The organism is Micromonospora palythoicola, assembly GCF_036689795.1.
GTDB classification, from domain to species: Bacteria; Actinomycetota; Actinomycetes; order Mycobacteriales; family Micromonosporaceae; genus Micromonospora; species Micromonospora palythoicola.
Genome location: NZ_JBAGKI010000012.1, coordinates 75412 through 91792 on the forward strand (window position 1 = coordinate 75412; position 16381 = coordinate 91792).

The 16381-nt window shown below is 74.1% G+C and carries 17 protein-coding genes; 10 read left to right on the top strand and 7 right to left on the bottom strand.

The window, feature by feature from the left end:
* Window positions 1-2: 2 nt before the first annotated feature.
* The 4 genes from V5O40_RS07990 to V5O40_RS08005 are packed head-to-tail and all read right to left on the bottom strand — an operon-like array spanning window position 3 to window position 4535.
* Window positions 3-656 carry a D-sedoheptulose-7-phosphate isomerase gene (locus V5O40_RS07990; RefSeq protein WP_332904879.1) on the bottom strand — a complete coding sequence of 218 codons (654 nt, stop codon included), beginning with the start codon at window positions 654-656 and terminating at the stop codon, window positions 3-5.
* Window positions 656-1873, bottom strand: a complete 1218-nt coding sequence (locus V5O40_RS07995) for a glycosyltransferase (RefSeq protein ID WP_332904880.1) — start codon at window positions 1871-1873, stop codon at window positions 656-658. Before V5O40_RS07995 ends, V5O40_RS07990 begins: the two co-directional genes overlap by 1 nt.
* Window positions 1864-2835 carry a glycosyltransferase gene (locus V5O40_RS08000; RefSeq protein ID WP_332904881.1) on the bottom strand — a complete coding sequence of 324 codons (972 nt, stop codon included), beginning with the start codon at window positions 2833-2835 and terminating at the stop codon, window positions 1864-1866. The genes V5O40_RS07995 and V5O40_RS08000 overlap by 10 nt, the downstream gene beginning before the upstream one ends.
* Window positions 2832-4535 (bottom strand): HAD-IIIA family hydrolase, encoded by a 1704-nt coding sequence (locus V5O40_RS08005; RefSeq protein ID WP_332904882.1) that lies wholly within the window; start codon window positions 4533-4535, stop codon window positions 2832-2834. Before V5O40_RS08005 ends, V5O40_RS08000 begins: the two co-directional genes overlap by 4 nt.
* A 250-nt stretch (window positions 4536-4785) precedes the next feature.
* On the opposite strand from V5O40_RS08005, the gene V5O40_RS08010 reads away from it, so the two are divergent.
* The gene (locus tag V5O40_RS08010) at window positions 4786-5223 is read left to right on the top strand and encodes an SRPBCC family protein (RefSeq protein ID WP_332904883.1); all 438 of its coding nucleotides are present in this window, start codon (window positions 4786-4788) and stop codon (window positions 5221-5223) included.
* A 92-nt stretch (window positions 5224-5315) separates the two neighbouring features.
* On the top strand, window positions 5316-6083 hold the full coding sequence (locus V5O40_RS08015; RefSeq protein WP_332904884.1) for a polyprenol monophosphomannose synthase: 768 nt from the start codon (window positions 5316-5318) through the stop codon (window positions 6081-6083).
* 9 nt (window positions 6084-6092) lie between these two features.
* On the opposite strand, the gene V5O40_RS08020 is transcribed toward V5O40_RS08015, so the two are convergent.
* Window positions 6093-7706 (bottom strand): phytoene desaturase family protein, encoded by a 1614-nt coding sequence (locus tag V5O40_RS08020; RefSeq protein WP_332904885.1) that lies wholly within the window; start codon window positions 7704-7706, stop codon window positions 6093-6095.
* A 69-nt stretch (window positions 7707-7775) separates the two neighbouring features.
* Between V5O40_RS08020 and V5O40_RS08025 the strand changes: the two genes are divergently transcribed.
* A complete protein-coding gene (locus V5O40_RS08025) occupies window positions 7776-9209 on the top strand; it encodes an aldehyde dehydrogenase family protein (protein WP_332904886.1) in 1434 nt (477 codons plus the stop codon).
* A gap of 75 nt (window positions 9210-9284) precedes the next feature.
* On the opposite strand, the gene V5O40_RS08030 is transcribed toward V5O40_RS08025, so the two are convergent.
* Entirely contained in the window at window positions 9285-9686 is a 402-nt protein-coding gene (locus V5O40_RS08030) for a ChaB family protein (RefSeq protein WP_332904887.1), read from the bottom strand.
* Between the two features lie 139 nt (window positions 9687-9825).
* Here V5O40_RS08030 and V5O40_RS08035 point away from each other — a divergent pair, with 139 nt between their 5' ends.
* From V5O40_RS08035 to V5O40_RS08060, 6 genes are all read left to right on the top strand, one after another.
* On the top strand, window positions 9826-10803 hold the full coding sequence (locus tag V5O40_RS08035; RefSeq protein WP_332904888.1) for a YihY/virulence factor BrkB family protein: 978 nt from the start codon (window positions 9826-9828) through the stop codon (window positions 10801-10803).
* Between the two features lie 45 nt (window positions 10804-10848).
* Window positions 10849-11265 carry a DUF2795 domain-containing protein gene (locus V5O40_RS08040; RefSeq protein WP_332904889.1) on the top strand — a complete coding sequence of 139 codons (417 nt, stop codon included), beginning with the start codon at window positions 10849-10851 and terminating at the stop codon, window positions 11263-11265.
* 48 nt (window positions 11266-11313) lie between these two features.
* The gene (locus V5O40_RS08045; protein WP_332904890.1) at window positions 11314-11775 is read left to right on the top strand and encodes an SRPBCC family protein; all 462 of its coding nucleotides are present in this window, start codon (window positions 11314-11316) and stop codon (window positions 11773-11775) included.
* A gap of 131 nt (window positions 11776-11906) precedes the next feature.
* Window positions 11907-12164, top strand: a complete 258-nt coding sequence (locus V5O40_RS08050; protein ID WP_099846597.1) for a hypothetical protein — start codon at window positions 11907-11909, stop codon at window positions 12162-12164.
* 97 nt (window positions 12165-12261) lie between these two features.
* Window positions 12262-12549, top strand: a complete 288-nt coding sequence (locus V5O40_RS08055) for a hypothetical protein (RefSeq protein WP_332904891.1) — start codon at window positions 12262-12264, stop codon at window positions 12547-12549.
* A 156-nt stretch (window positions 12550-12705) separates the two neighbouring features.
* Window positions 12706-13080 (top strand): DUF6401 family natural product biosynthesis protein, encoded by a 375-nt coding sequence (locus V5O40_RS08060; protein ID WP_332904892.1) that lies wholly within the window; start codon window positions 12706-12708, stop codon window positions 13078-13080.
* A 70-nt stretch (window positions 13081-13150) separates the two neighbouring features.
* Here V5O40_RS08060 and V5O40_RS08065 read toward each other — a convergent pair whose 3' ends face one another.
* On the bottom strand, window positions 13151-14011 hold the full coding sequence (locus V5O40_RS08065) for a mechanosensitive ion channel family protein (RefSeq protein WP_281580555.1): 861 nt from the start codon (window positions 14009-14011) through the stop codon (window positions 13151-13153).
* A gap of 189 nt (window positions 14012-14200) precedes the next feature.
* Here V5O40_RS08065 and V5O40_RS08070 point away from each other — a divergent pair, with 189 nt between their 5' ends.
* A complete protein-coding gene (locus V5O40_RS08070; RefSeq protein ID WP_332904893.1) occupies window positions 14201-16330 on the top strand; it encodes an ATP-binding SpoIIE family protein phosphatase in 2130 nt (709 codons plus the stop codon).
* Window positions 16331-16381 lie beyond the last annotated feature (51 nt).

The window sequence follows — 16381 nt, forward strand, 5'->3', positions numbered from 1 at the left end:
CCTCACGCCTGCACCGGCCGGACGGCACCGCCGTCCAGCACCACCTCGACACCGGCCCGCACCGGACCGGCCGCTGGCACCGCCGGGGCCGGCTGATCCGTCATCGCCTGCTCGACGTACTCGCAGAGCAGATGACTGGAGACCAGGTGCAGCTCCTGGACCACCTGGGTGTCCGGCGAGTCCACCGCGAGCACCTCGTGACACGCCTCGGCGAGCGGGTTCGGCGCCGGCCCGGTGAACGCCCAGCAGCGCAGGCCCGCCTCCCGACCGGCCCGGGCGGCGGTGAGCAGGTTGCCGCTGCCGCCGCTCGTGGACAGCAGCAGCAGCACGTCGCCGGGTCGGCCGTGCGCGCGGACCTGCCGGGCGAAGACCTCCTCGTAGCCGTAGTCGTTGCCGATGGCGGTCAACGCCGACGTCTCGGCGTGCAACGCGATGGCGGACAGCGGCCGCCGGTCCTCGCGCAGCTTGCCGACCAGTTCGGCGGTCAGGTGTTGCGCCTCGGCGGCGCTGCCACCGTTGCCGGCGACGAGCAGCCGGCCGCCGTCGGTGAGCCGGCCGGCCAGGACCGCGCCCCACCGGGCGAGCAGCGGCTCGCAGCGGCGAAACGGCGGCAGGGCCGCGGTCAGCTGGGCCAGATGCGTGTCGAGCAGACTCATCAGGCCACCACCCGGGTCGGTCGACGCACGGCGGCCACCTCGTCGTAGACCTCGGCGAGGCGCTGCGCGGTGACCGCCCACGAGTAGTGCCGGCGGGCGCGGGCCCGCGCCGCGCCCGCGTACGCGAACCGGCGGATCCGGTCGTCGAGCAGCGCCCGCAGCGCCGCACCCAGCGCGCGCGGATCCCGCGCCGGCACCAGGTCCCCGGTCACGCCGTCGACCACCGTGTCCCGCAGGCCACCGACGGCGGTGGCCACCACCGGCACCCCGCAGGCCATCGCCTCCAGCGGAGTCAGCCCGAACGGCTCGTACCAGGGCGCGGCGACCAGGATGTCCGCCGAGCGGTACCAGCGGCCCATCTCCTCCCGGGGCACCGCGCCGACCAGGCGGACCCGGTCGGCGACGCCGCAACTGCCGGCGAGGGCCCGCAGCCGCCGGGCGTACGGGTCGGTCTCCAGCAGGCCGGCCGGCGGACCACCGACCACCACGCACTCCGCCTCGGGTACGTGCGCCATCGCCCGGACCACCGTCTGGAAGCCCTTGCGTTCCACCAACCGGCCCACGGTGAGGATCCGGGGCCGCCCGGCCTCGCGCTCGGTGGCCGGCCCCAGCGGGGCGAACGTGGCGAGGTTGACACCGGACGGGATGACGGTCATCGCCGACCGGGGCACCCCCATCCGGACCAGCTCACCGACCTCGTCGCGGCACTGGGCGATGACCCGGTCCACCGAACGGCCCAGCTGACGCTCGTAGCCGATCCGCCGCGCCGGGCTGGTGTCCTGCACGCCCTGGTGACGACGCTTCACCGCGCCGAGCGCGTGGTAGGTCTGCACCACCGGCACCCCGATCTGCCGGCCGGCCTCCAGCGCGGCCAGCCCACTCATCCAGAAGTGCGCGTGGACCACCTCGGGTGCCCACTCCCCGCCCCGCCACCGGTCGACCAGCCAGGCGCCGAACGGGCGCATGTGCGGCAGCAACGCGTCCTTCGCCACCGGTTCGGCCGGCCCGGCCGGCACGTGCACCACGTCGTAGCCGTCCGGGCTGCGTACCGTCACCGGCAGGTCCACCGCGTCGCGGCGGGTGTAGACCCGCACGTCGTGCCCAGCGGCGGCGAGCGCGGCGGAAAGCTCCGCGACGTGGGTGTTCTGGCCACCGGCGTCCTCGCCGCCCAGGATGGCGAGCGGGCTGGCGTGCTCCGAGATCATCGCTATCCGCATACTTCCTCCTCCAGCAGCCGGTCCCAGTCGGTGAGGAAACGGTCGAGGCCGTACCGTTCGCCGGCGGCGACGCGCGCCACGGCGCCGGCCTCGCGCGCCCGCTGCGGTTCGGCGACGAACCCGCTGGCGGCCGCCAGCAGGGTGTCGACCCGGGTGGAGAGGGCACCGGCACCCGGTGGCACCGCCATCACCGCTTCGGTGGTGGCCAGCGCCACCACCGGCATGCCCATCGCCATCGCCTCGATCAGGCTCAACCCGAGCGACGTCCACCGGCACAGGTGCAGGTAGGCCCGGCGGCGCGCCAACTCGGCGTGCATCCGGTGCTGCGGCACGTCGTCGTGGCTGGTCAACCGGTCCGCCGGCAGGCCGAGGTGCTCGGCCAGACCGGCCACCTTCATGCCGAAGACGTCGAGTGGGGCGATCTCGGCGAAGCGCACCAGCAGGTCGGTGCCGGTGACCCGCCAGCGGCGTACCGGTTCGTTGATCACGACGGCCAGCCGGTCCAGTTCGCCGGTCCAGACCGCCGTCGGTGCCACGATGCCGTGGTCGACGACGGTGGTCCGGGTGGCACCGGTGTCCCAGAACAGCTCGTTGAACGCGGTCACGTGGGCGATGAGCAGGTCGTCCCGGTCGGCCAACGGGTGGCGGCTGTTGGGGACCTGGCCGTCCTTCGGCGTGTTGTGCTCCACGTAGACGGCCGGCACGTCCCGGCCGGGCCGGCGGCCGAGCCACTGCTCGGCCAGGTCGATCTCCTCGGGGCGTTGCAGGATCACCACGTCGACGTCCGCGCCGCGCAGCTGCTCCGGGCTCACCTCCGCGGCGCTCTCCGGCCAGGTGTACGTCCGGGCGCGGCCCAGCCCGTACGGCCCCCGGTCCGGGGTGGCCGGGATCAGGTAGCGGTGCTTGCCGTGCACGAAGGAGGTGGTCCAGGAACCGTGCACGTGCCAGAGCAGGATGTTCATCGGCCGCCCCCACCGCCGACGGTGACCGCCTCGGGTGCCGCCCGGGGCCCGGCCGCACCGGTCGGCACCCGGTCCGGCGGCACGCCCAGCAGCCGCAACGCGTCGAGCACGTCGCCCGGACGGATGTCGCTGAGGCAGGGGTGCCCGGCTACCGGGCATCGGGCGGCCCGGGTGTCGCGGCAGGCGGCGGTGGCGTCGCCGAGGCGTACCGTCGGCACCCGCCACGGTCCCCACTGCCCGAAGGGGACGGTGGGAGCGAAGAGGCTGACCACCGGCACGCCGTACCCGGCGGCCAGGTGCGCCGGCCCGGTGTTGCCGACCACCACCGCGCCGGCCCCGGCCACGATCGCGGCCAGCTCGGCCAGGCCGGTCCGGCCACCGAGGTCCCGGCAGTGCCGGCCGGCGACCCGCGCGGTCAGGTCCCGTTCGGTCGGGCCGCCGGTCACCACCACCCGGTATCCGACGGCGCTCAACTCGGCGGCGATCCGCTCGGCAACCTCGGGCGGGCAGCCCCGCGCCGGTGCCGCCGACCCGGGATGCAGTACGACGTAACCCGGCGCACCGGCGTCGGGTGGGGGCGGTGGGACCGGGCGCAGCCGCAGGTGCGGTTCGTCGCCCTCGCCGAGCGGGTAGCCGGCGGCAGCGGCCAGCGAGAGGGCCCGCTCCGCCTCGGGCACACCGACCGGCACCCGGTGCCGCACGTCCAGCAGGCTGCCCGGGTAGTCGTCGCTGATCGCCGCGAGCCGGGCGACCCCGGCCATCCGTAGCAGCAGGGCCAGGGGCAGCGGCGACTGGTGGAACGAGGTGAAGATGACGGCCTCGTCGGCGGCCACCGCCGCCAGTCGGGTGACCAGAGCCGCCATCTCCCGCGGCTCCACCGGCGCGGGGTCCGGGTCGATCCAGGGCAGCCGATGCTCGATCACCTCGTCGACGCCGGGCAGCAGGTCGGCGGCGGCCCGGCCCCGGGGCCCGCAGAGCAGCACCACCCGCTCGGCGCCGGCGGCGACCGCCCGGATGCCCGGTCCGGTCACCAGCACGTCCCCCGCCGAATCCGAGCGCACCACCAGTACGGTGCGGCCGGCAGCCGGGCGGCCCGGTGCCGACCGCCGCACACCCGTGGCGACTTCGCGGCTCCCCACCCCCGGCAGCGGCGTCGCCGGGCTCAGTGACGCCTGGCGTCGAAGGATCTCGGCGACGGCCGAGGGCAGGTCGGCTGCCACCCACGGCGCCGCCGCCACCTCTTCCGGCCGGGTCACCGGCGTCGGGACCAGGATGCCGGTCGCACCGGCGGCCAGCGCCGCGGTGACGTCGCGACCGATGTCACCGATCAGGGCGCAGCGGGCCGGCACCGTGCCCAGGGCCCGGGCCGCGGCGTGCACCAGACCCGGCCGTGGCTTGCGGCAGGCGCAGCCGTCCCCGTCGTCGTGCGGACACACCTGCCAGCAGTCGAACGGGCCGAGCAGGGCCTCGATCCGGCGGTGCACCCGGTCCAACTGCCGCTCGGTGAACAGACCCCGGGCCAACCCGGACTGGTTGGTCACCACGGCGAGCTTCAGTCCGGCCGCGCGCAGCCGGTCCAGCGCCACGCGGGCCCCGGGCACCGGTCGCACCTTGTCCGGATCCGAGTTGTACGGCACGTCCTCGACCAGGGTGCCGTCGCGGTCCAGCAGCACCGCGTCGAAGAGCACCGGGCGGGACATGGGCCCACCGGGCTCGGCCAGCAGCCCTGCTGACCTGCGCTGATCCGGCTCCCCATGGTCCTGTCGCACGGGCGGCGGGTTCCCTGCGCCCCGGTGAGTAAACGTCACCCGCGACGCGGCTGAGGCGACCGCGCACCGGCGGCACCCGCACGGCCGCCCGCGGTTGGCCTTACCCGCGGTCCCGGAGAAGCTAACCCGGCGGCCCGGTTAGCCGAGGCCACCGGCGGGGTACCGAGCGGCGGTGGCGGTCGTGGAGAAAGTGATCGAGGCACCGGTCCGGCAGGTGTGGGCGGTACTCGCGGACGGATGGACCTACAGCGACTGGGTGGTGGGCACCGCCCACATGCGCGACGTCGACCAGGACTGGCCCCGGGTGGGCACCCGGCTGCACCACCGCGCCGGTCCCTGGCCGTTCTCCCTGGAGGACTGCTCGACGGTGCTGGCCTGTGAGCCGGAGCGCAAACTCGTGCTCCGCGTCCAACTCTGGCCGGCCGGGGAGGCGATGGTGGCCTTCACCCTGGAGCCGCTCGGCGCGGAGCGGACCCGGGTGCTGCTCGCCGAGGACTTCGCCGCCGGGCCGCTGCGTTGGATCCGCACCAAAGTCAACGATCTGGTGCTGCATCTGCGCAACGAGGAGACCCTGGACCGGCTCTCCGACATCGCCGAACGGCAGAAGACACCGGCCTGATCGCGGGCCCGGCGCGGGGAGCCATTTCACCCCGGAAGGGACAAGTGGCTACGCTCACGGGGAACCCTGTCCGCATACCGAGGATGTCCCCCATGATCGAACCCGTCCAGTTGCCCTCGCCGTGGCGGGACGTGCGCCTGACCGTCGTGGTCCCGACCTACAACGAGGCGGGCAACGTGCCGGTGCTTGTCGAGCGTCTCCTCGCGTTGCCACTTCCCGGTTTGAAGGTGCTGGTCGCCGACGACAACTCCCCCGACGGCACCGGTGAGGTCGCGGACAAGCTCGCCATCGAGCATCCGGAGCGGGTGCAGGTCGTGCACCGGCCGGGCAAGGAGGGTCTGGGCCGGGCGTACGTGGACGGGATCGGCCGGGCCCTCGACGGCGGCGCCGAGTACGTGGCCCAGATGGACGCCGACCTGTCCCACCCACCGGAGGCGTTGCCGGGCATGCTGGGCGCGCTGCTGTCCACTCAGGCCGGCGTGGTCATCGGGTCACGCTACGTTCCCGGCGGCGAGTTGGACGAGAACTGGCCGCTGTACCGTCGGGCGCTCAGCGGCTGGGCGAACCTGTACGTGCACACCCTGCTGCGGGTCCGCATCCGCGACCTCACCGCCGGTTTCAAGATCTGGCGGGCCGACGCGCTGCGCGACATCGGGCTGGAGCGGGTGCAGTCCAACGGCTACAGCTTCCAGGTCGAGATGCACTACCTGGCCACCAAGCGGGGGCACACCATCCTGGAGGTGCCGATCCGGTTCGAGGAGCGGCGCGACGGCACCTCGAAGATGACCACCGCCACCAAGATCGAGAGTGCGCTGATGCCGTTCAAGCTTCGTACCCGGCACCGCAACATCGAGCCCTGATCCGCCGGGTCATTCGTAGACGGCCCGGTGCGCGGTGGCGATCGTCCGGTGGTACACCCCACCGGTGAGGGCACGGTCCCGGGCCAGCGCGGCGCGGGCGGCGTTCGCGCCGGGGGCGCCGTGCACTCCCCCGCCGGGATGCGCCGACGCGCTGGCCAGGAAGAGCCGATCCACCGGAGTGTCGGCGCGGCCCAGCCCGGGTACCGGCCGCAGGAACAGCTGCTGGTACGGGGCGGCGGTGCCGCCGCCGAGCGCCCCGCCGACCAGACTCGGGTCGGCGTCCTCCAACTCGGCCGGCCCGGCCACGTGCCGACCAACCACCAGACCGCGGAACCCGGGCGCGGCGGCCTCCAGCACCGTCTCCATCCGCTCGACGTGGGACATGATGTCGTCGGCCCGCCAGTGCCGGCGGAACGGCAGGTGGGTGTACGACCAGAGCGACTCGGTGCCCGGCGGCGAGTGACTCGGGTCCGCCACCGACATCTGGCCGACCAGCAGGAACGGATCCGGTGGCAGCTCACCCAGGGCCAGCCGGGCGGCGTAGCCGGTCAACCCGTTGAGGTCCGCCCCCAGGTGCACCGTGCCGACGGTGGCCAGGCGACGGTTCGTCCAGGGCACCGGAGCGGACAGTGCCCAGTCCACCTTCAGCGTGGAGCCGTCCCACCGGAAGTGCTCCAGGTCGGCCACCAGTCGCGGGGGCAGCAGGGCCGGGCCGACCAGATCCAGGTACAGGGCGGGCGCGGGCACGTCGGCGAGCACCGCCCGGCGAGCCCGCCAGTTGGCCCCACCAACGGTGCGGACCCCCACCGCCCTGCCCCGCGCGACCAGGACCCGGTCCACCCGGGCACCGTAGAGGATCCGGCCGCCCCGCTCGGTCAACCGGGCCACCAACGCGTCGGTGATCTTCTGTGCGCCGCCCTCCGGGACCGGCCAGCCGACCTGCTGGCCGAGCATGGCGAGCAGCCAGCCGTAGACGCCGGAGCCGGCCTCCTCCGTGGACAGGTCGGTGTGCAGGGCGCAGCCGGCGAGCAACGCCGGCCCGCCGACGCCCGCGAACAGTTCCTCGCCGAGCCGGTTCACCGGCAGCACCAGCCGCCGGGCCAGCCGCAGCGCGCCGCCGACCCGCAGCCGGCGCAGCAGGCCGAGGCCGCCGCGCACCGGCGGGAACGGCGTGGTGACCAGCTCCAGCATCGGTTCGGCGACCTGCCGCCACTGCGCGTACGCGGTCAGCCAGCGCTCGCCGTCGCCGGGGGCGAAGGTCTCCAGGGAGGCCGCCGTGACCGCGGGGTCGCGGTTGAGCACGGCGGCCCGGTCGTCGGGGAACAGGTGGGCCAGCACATCGGGCGCGTGCCGCCAGGTGAGCCCGTACCGGGTCAGGTCGAGCCCGCGCAACACCGGCGAGGCGTAGCCGAGCGGGTAGAACGAGCTGAACAGGTCGCTGAGGTAACCGGGCGCGGTCACCTCGGCCGAGCGGACCGCCCCGCCGGGCACCCCGGTCGCCTCCAGCACCAGCACGTCCCAACCCGCGTCCGCCAGCAGGTTGGCGGCGACCAGGCCGTTGTGTCCGGCACCGACGATGACGGCGTCGGCCCGCTCGGCACCGAGGGAACCTGGCGAAGTCATCCGGGGACGCTACCCCGGCCCCGCCGGGTGAAACGTTTGCCACGGCCGGGCCCGGGCATGCAGCGCGCCATGTACACGGTCACGCAGCTCATCGGTGGGGTGTGGGGTGCCGGCGGGGAGGCCGGCGAGTTGACGGTGCACGATCCGGCTGACGGCCGCCCGGTGACAAGTGCCCCGGTCGCCACGGCCGACGAGGTCGACAAGGCGGTGGCGGCGGCGCGGGGGGTGGCGTCCGAGTGGGCGGCGACCTCCCCGGCGGAACGGGCCGCGACGCTGCACCGGATCGCCGACGCGGTCACCGCGGCCGCCGACGACCTGGCCCAGGCGACGACCGCGGAGATGGGCAAGCCGCTCGCGGACGCCCGGGGCGGCGTCGAGGCGGGCATCGCCACCCTGCGGCAGTACGCCGAACTCGCACCGGCCCGGGGCGGGCGCACCCTGCACGGCGATCCCGCCGCGATCGACTTCATGACACCGCAGCCGCATGGGGTGGTGGCGGTCATCACGCCGTGGAACGACCCGGTCGCCGTGTCGTGCGGGCTGCTCGGAGCGGCCCTGGTCACCGGCAACGTGGTGCTGCACAAGCCCAGCGAGCGCACCCCGGCGACCGGGTGGCTGCTGGCCCGGGCGTTCGACACCGCCCTGCCGGCGGGGGTGCTGTCGCTGCTCAGCGGCGGCCCGACCACCGGCGCGGCGCTGGCCGCCGCCGAGGTGGACATGGTGGCGCACGTGGGGTCCAGCGCCACCGGCCGGGCGATCGCCACGGCCGCGGCCGGCACCGGCGCCAAGGTGCTGCTGGAGAACGGCGGCAGCGACCCGCTGATCGTCGACGCCGACGTCGACCCGAGCTGGGCCGCCGGTGAGGCCGCCCTGGGCGCGTTCGCCAACGCGGGTCAGATCTGCGTCGCGGTGGAGCGGATCTACGCCCACCGCGACGTCGCCGAGGACTTCGTCGCCGCGCTCGTCGAGCGGGCCGCCGCGCTGCGCGTCGGCCCGGGGCGGGATCCGCAGACCCAGCTCGGTCCGCTCGTCGACCGGCGCCATCGCGATCAGGTGCACGGGCAGGTGATCGCGGCGGTGGCCGACGGTGCCCGGCTGCGCGTCGGCGGCACCCTGCCGGAGGGGCCGGGTGCCTTCTATCCGGCGACGGTGATCGACCACTGCCGGCACGACCTGGCGTTGATCCGGGAGGAGACGTTCGGCCCGGTGGCGCCCGTCGTGGTGGTCGACTCGTTCTCCGAGGCGCTGCGGTGCGCGGCCGACTCACCGTACGGGTTGGCGGCGACCGTGCTGACCGGGTCGATGAGCCACGCCCAGCGGGCCTGGCGGGAGCTGCCGGTGGGCACCGTGAAGGTCAACTCGGTGTTCGGTGGCGCGCCGGCCGGCGCCGCCCACCCGCGCCGGGCCAGCGGTCAGGGCTTCGGCTACGGGCCGGAGCTGCTCGACGAGTTCACCGCCACCAAGGCGGTGCACATCCAGGCGCCCGGCGGCGGCCACTGGTGAGCCGGCGCACGGGCAGGCGGGCGGGGCCCGGCCGGAGGCGTACCCCGGTCTCGGGCCCCGTCGACGACGGCGGGCTCAACCGCCGCGGGCCTTGCGGGTCTGTCGGTCGTTGGCCTTCTGGATGGCCTTGACCAGTTCCGGCTTGGTCATGGTCGACCGTCCCGACACGTCCAGTTCGCGGGCCACCCGCAGCAGGTGGTCCTTGCTGGCGTTCGCGTCCACCCCACCGGCGGTGGGTGCCCGTCGGGCCGGTCCGCCGCCGGCGGCCTGCCGGTCGCTGGGGCCCTTGCGGCCCTTCGGCTCCCAGTGGTCACCGACCTTCTCGAACTCGTGCTTGACGGCGGCGAACGCGGTGCGGTGGGCGCGCTCGCCCTCGCCGTAGGTCTCGACCGCGGAATCGTGTGTCTTCTCCCAGGTGCGCTGGGCCTTCTCCGGAGAGCGCCGCAGCGTGCTGGGCAGTACCTCGCGCCCGGGCATCTCGATCCTCCTCCGTGTGCGAGCGATTCGAATTGGCGTACCCGGGCGACGCGGCGGCAAACGCCGGCGGGGTTTGCCGCCGGAACGCGCCGGGTACCGGCGGGGCCATCCACGTGCCCGCAGCGCCCAGGGAGCGGTGATGACGACGACGAACCCCGAGGCCCCGTCGACCGATCCGCCGGCGCCGGGCCTGCCGGGAATCCGCCAGCTCCGCTGGTCGACCTGGCGTGGCGTGCTGGTCCGGGCCGGGCGCAACTACCTGCGGGACAACTGCACGGACTGGGCCGCGGCCCTCACCTACTACGGGGTGCTGGCGTTGTTCCCCTCCACCGTCGTGGTGGTGGCCCTGGTCGGTCTGGTCTCCGACGGTGAACGCACCGTCGACACGGTGCTCGATCTGGCCCGCGAGATGGGCGCCGGCTCGGTCGTGGCGAACGAGAGCTTCGTCGGCGTGGTCCGCGAGGTGGTGGACCAGAACAGCTCCGCCGGCGTGTTGCTCAGCTTCGGTCTGCTCGGTGCGCTCTGGTCGGCCTCGAACTTCATCGCCTCCTTCACCCGGGCCTCGAACGCCATCTACGGCGTGGTCGAGGGACGGCCCGTGTGGCGGCTGCGCCCGACGCAGATCGGGCTGGCTGCCGTGTCGCTGGTGCTGCTCGCCGCCGTGGCCGCCGGCCTGATCGTCAGCGGCCCGGTCGCCGACGCGGTCGGTGACCTGGTGGGTGCCGGCGGCGCCGCCCGCACCGCCTGGGCGGTGGCCAAGTGGCCGGCGCTGGCGTTGATCGGAATGCTGTTGATGTCCCTGCTGTTCTGGGTCGCACCGAACGTGCGGCAACCCCGGTTCCGCTGGCTCACCCTGGGCGGGGTGGTGGCCCTGACCACCTGGGCGCTCGGTTCCTTCGGCTTCGGGTTGTACGTGGCCAACTTCGGCTCGTACAGCACGACCTACGGCAGCCTCGGGGCGGTGATCGCGTTCCTGGTCTGGCTCTACCTGTCCAACTCCGCGCTGATGCTCGGTGTCCAGATCAACGCCGAACTGCAGCGGGGACGGCGGCTGCAGTCCGGCCGCGAGGACACCGACGAGCCGGTCTTGCCGCCGCGGTCGCCGGCCGGTGGGTGACCGCGCATCGGTTTACCCCCCGCCCCCTCGGGTAGCGCAGAAGGCATGGATCGCGGCAGCAGCAAGCACTCACCGAGGGTCGACGAGCAGATGAGCCAGGAGATCAGCGGCCTCGTGCAGGGGCCGGGGACGGGCGGCTCGCGGGTCGACGAGTTCCGCGTCCCGGAGCCCGCGGGAGAGGACCAGCCGGAGCCGACCACGGCACCGGCCGGCGATCTGCGCAGCGGCGCTCCCCAGGGCATGACCTCCGAGGATGTCGAGGCCCGCAGCCGGCTGGGGCGGTTCATCACGATGAACGCCCTGCCCGGGGACCGGGCCGCACTGCTCGCCAACGCGCGGGAGAACGAGGCCCCCGACGACGTACTGGCCGCGTTGGAGCGCCTGCCCGAGAGCACCCGGTACCAGACGGTGTCCGAGGTGTGGGCGGCGCTCGGCCACACCAACGAGACGACGCGCTGGTAGGTGGACCGCCCGGTCCGCAAGCCTCACCAAGTGCAGGGAAGGATTCTGATGAGTGGTGTAACGGAGCATGTCGACGTGGCCGTCCCGGTCCGGACGGCGTACGACCAGTGGACCCAGTTCGAGGAGTTCCCGCAGTTCATGGAGGGTGTGCAGGAGATTCGCCAGCTCTCCGACACGATGACCCACTGGACCGTGGAGATCGCCGGGGTCAAGCGGGAGTTCGACGCCGAGATCACCGAGCAGCTGCCCGACGAGCGGGTGGCGTGGCGGTCGACCGGCGGCACCGAGCACTCCGGGGTGGTCACCTTCCACCGGCTGGACGAGAACACCAGCCGGGTCTCCCTCCAGCTGGAGTTCGACCCGCACGGGGTCATCGAGAAGGCCGGCGACAAGCTCGGCGTGGTCGACCGTCGGGCCAAGGGCGACCTGCAGCGCTTCAAGGCGTTCATCGAGCGACGCGGTCAGGAGACCGGTGCGTGGCGCGGGCAGGTCGACCGTCCGCAGCCCTGATCCCCGCGATGACACCCACGACGGCCGCCGGGTACGCCCGGCGGCCGTCGCTGGTCGACCGGGTCCGCTGCCGTACCGAGGCGCGGTCCCGGTGTCGTTTGCGACGACGGGGCGGGGGTACCGCGATGGGCATGACCGACGACAGGGCGTGGCGCAACGAGGAACGACTTCCCCTCGAGGAGCTGGACCGGGCCGTCGCCCGATCCACCCTCGACGGGCAGGCCGACGACGTGACCGGTAACGACGCCGGGGAGGAAGCAGCCTTCGGACACGGTCCCGAGGCGGCCGACCGGGGCGGCGAGGTGCCGGGCACGGGTCGTGAGCCCACCGACCCGGACCGCGCCTACCGCCCGTCCACCACCGGGCGCACCGGCCCGGACACCCTCTGACACCACCCACGGGGTACGTTCCGGGCGCGCCGGCGGTGCTCCGGTGCGTACCCGCGGGGCCAGGCCCGGCAGCCCGACCGCCTCAGCCGAACGGGCGGTGAATTCGGACAGCTCCGGCAGAATCGGCCGTTCGGCTGACGGCAACGGCCGTGCCGCGCGCAAGACTTTCGGAATGCATCAGGGCTCCGGCTTCCTCTCCACCCGTCAGCGCCGCCTGGCATGGCTCGGCTTCCTCCTCGCCGCCGTGCAGGCACCCGTCTCGGCCAGGCTGGTCGACGACAGCTCGTGGCTGTTCAGCCTCTGCGTCGCGCTGATGGTGGCAACCGTGATCATCGCCGACGACGCCGCGCGTCGCCGCCCGGCGGACGCGCCTTCCGGCGAGTAGGGCCGTTTGCTGCCGGTCGTGGCGTGGCGTCCGGTTCCCGCCGTCCGCCGCGCCCGACTCGATCCCCTCGGACATCCTGCGGACACCGCCCGGTGCCGCCGGGACCGTCCGAGCGGCCGAGGTCACGGCCCCGCCGGTTGGCTACATTCGTTCCCCATGCGCGTGTCGTCGAACCGGGTCGTCTCCCCCACCGCCGTCGACTGGGCGCGGTCCAGTCTGGTCGCCCTCGCCAACGCCGTGGGTCTCGACGGACTCGCCGCAGCCGCCGGCCGACCGGGGTTGCTCGCCGCCGTGGACCAGCACGCCGCCGCGGTGCGTGACAGCCTGCACGGGGACCGGCGGCCGTTGACCGCCGCCGCCCTCGCCGGGTACGCCGACGGCATGTGCGCCGCCGCCGAGGAGCACGGTTGGCAGCCGGCCGACGCCCCGATCGACTGGGCGGAGGTGGACTGGGTCACGCTGCGCCTGGTCGCGGTCTGCGCGCTGACGGCCGCGCTGGACACGCCGGCCGCGCAGCCCCCACCGCTGTGACGTGCGGACGGGTGCCCGCCGTGCGGCGGGCACCCGTCTCAGCGCGATCGGCGACGCGACCACCCGACCGTCACGGACGGAACTGCTGGGTCTCGTCGCCGCTGTTGCCGGACTGGTAGGTACCCCGGCCGCCGGCCATCGAGGACTCCGATCCCCGCGAGGCCGGCTGGGCGGCACCGGTCCGGTCGGCCATCTGCCGCTGCATGTCACCGCGGCCGGCCTCGGCGCCCTGCCGCTGCTCACGGATCGCCCGTGATTCCTCGGCCGCTCGGGTGAGCCAGCCTTCCCACCGGTTCTGCATCGGCCGCACCAGACCGCCACCGACGCCGACGATCAGGATGCCGGCCACCGTGGCGAGCACCGCGATCAGCACGGGCTGGGTCACGGTGGTGGCGATACCCACCTGGTTCAGCGCCGCGATGACACCCAGGGCGAGGATGAAGATCGCCGTCACGTCGGCCAGGAACCGGCCGTACGACAGCCCGCCGAGCGCCCCGGTGACGAGGTCCCGCACCGCGTTGGCGATCGCGGCGGCCACCACCACGATGACGATCGCGACGAACGCCCGGGGCAGCCAGGCCACCACGCCCGCGATCAGATCGCTGATCGCGTTCGGCCCCCAGACGCCGAAGGCGAACTGAAGGGTGAACAGCAGCACCGCGTAGTACGCGAGCCGCGCCAGGATGTCACTGGCGTCGTACCGCGTCCGCTCCAGCGCACGCTTGATACCGCCCCGTTCGACCCACCGGTCGAACCCCACCCGTTCCAGTACCGTGTCCACGATTTTGAGCACGGCTCTGGCGATGAGCCATCCGACCACGAGGATCGCGATGAACGCGATGGCCCGGGGCACGAACAGCAGCACCGACCTCCACATGTCGGCCGCGGCGTCACCGATGTCGACCTGCCTGGCCGCGAGGGTTTCCGGCATGATGTCCCTCCTGTCGCATGGTTTGCCCGGCGCGCTTACCCCTTCCCCCGGTCGGCACGCCGCCACGGTCACCCCGTTTTTTCTGGACAGATCCCACCGGAACGGCTCTGACCTGCTCTGACGTCCCGGTCCGGCGCGCCCGGCCGATGATCGGGAACGTGGGTCGAGCGGGCGGACTAGGCTGCGCTCATGCCAGGAACGGTCGGGCGAGTACCCACGCCATCAGGCCCTCTGCCGGGCACGGCGGTGCCGGGCACGGCGGCCGTCGCCCGCCACCCCCGCTGGGGTGACACCGCGCTCGGTCCGTACGAGTCGTGGGATCCCGCCGTCCGCGCGACCGTCGAGGTGGTGCTCGCCTCCCCGGCTCCGATGGCGCTGCACCTCGGCGCGGACCTGCTGCTGCTGTACAACGACGCGTACGCCGGCCTGATCGGCGACCGACATCCGGACGCCGTGGGGCGGCCCCCCGCCGAGGTCTTCGCCGAGGTCTGGCAGCGCCCCGGTGTCGGTGACGTCGTCGAGCAGACCTACCGCACCGGGGTGCCCGTCCTGGACCGGGAGATCCCGCTCCCGCTGCAGTCCGCCTCCGTGGCGCTCGACCAGCCCGTCTACACCCGCGCGTGCTCGCCCGTACGGGACAGCCACGGCCGGGTCGTCGGCGTGCTGGCCGTGGTCGCCGAGACCAGCCCGGCGACCCGGCAGTTGCAGGGGCTCAGCGATTTCGCCGCGGCGCTGTCCGGCACGCTCACCCTGGACGACGTGGCCCGGGTGGCGCTGCGTTACGCGATCACCTCGTTCGACGCCGACCGGGTGTCGTTCGCGGTGGACGACGGGGGCGGCGCCACCGGGTGGCGGATGGTCCGGCGGGTCCGGGGCGAGTTGGTGGACGAGGCGGACGAACGGTTGCCCCCACTGTGGCGACGCGGTCCCGCTGGCTGGTCGGCACCGGTGGTGGTCAGTGCCCGCACCGGCCAGGCCAGCTTCGTCGACGACGGCCAGCCGCTGCACGAGATCGCGGCCGACCGGCACGACCAGAAGATCCGCGCCCTGGCGGCCGTGCCGCTGCGGGCGTCGGTGGTTCGGGGAGCGCTGACCGTCGGCTACCGCTCGCCGCATCCGTGGTCGGCCGCGGAGCGGGCGCTGCTGGCGGCCTCGGCCGAGCTGGTCGGGCAGGCCACCGAGCGGGCCCGCCGCTTCGAGACCCAGCACGGCACCGCCCAACTGCTGCAACGGAGCATGCTGCCGGAGCACCTGCCGGTGCTGCCCCAGCTACGGATCGCCGCGCGCTACGACCCGGGGGTCGACGGCAACGCCGCCGGCGGTGACTTCTACGACGCGTTCGTGCTGCCCACCGGCGACCTGGGGGTGGTCCTCGGCGACGTCGCCGGCCACGACGTGCAGGCCGCCGCCCGGATGGGGCAGGTGCGTGCCGCGCTGCGGGCGCTGGCCCTCAACGATCCGCGCCCGGACCACGTGCTCGCCGGGCTCGATCGGCTGGTGGGCAGCCTGGGTGCCGAGGCCGGCACGTACGAGCTGTTCGTCACCGTGACGTTCGGCGTCATCGACGTCGACCGGAAGGAGCTGACCCTGGCCAGCGCCGGTCATCCCGCGCCACTGGTGCGTCGCTGTGCGCCGACCGGTGAGCCGCGGGCCGAGTACGTCGACGTGCCCTCGGGTGCGCCGTTGGGGGTCGGTTACCGGGCGGCGACGCGTACCGTCGCGTTCGTTCCCGGTGACACGCTGCTGCTGTTCAGCGACGGTGTGGTGGAGCGACGCCGGCACGGCCTGTCGGACGGCCTGACCCGGCTGGCGGAGTCGGTGGCCGGTGCGCCCAGTGGCGACCCGAGGGCGTTGTGCGCGGTGGCCTCCGCGGCCGTGCCCGGCACGACCGAGGACGACGTGGCCGTGCTCGCCGTCGAGTACGCGGTGCGGCCGAGCCGGTCGGCGCGGATGGAGGTGCCCGCCGAGCCGACCGCACCGAGCCGGGTGCGGCACTGGATGACCGCCCAGCTGACCGAGTGGGAGGTCGCGGAGTCGGTGATCGGCGCGGCGGTGCTGTGCACCAGCGAGCTGACCACAAACGCGCTGCTGCACGCCGGCACGGCAGCCCGGGTCGAGGTCGACCTCAGCCCCGAGCGGCTGCTCGTCTCGGTGGCCGACTCCGGCTCCCGGGGCACGGTGACCCGGGCCCGCACGGAGACCCTGAGCAGCCGGGGGCGCGGGCTGGGCCTGATCGAGGAGCTGAGCGACGCCTGGGGCACCGACCCGACCGTCCGCGGCTCGACGGTCTGGTTCGAGATCCTGCTGCCACCCGCCTGAGGCGCCGGACCGAGGGAGGACGTCAGCCCCGGGGCGGAATTCCGGATTACC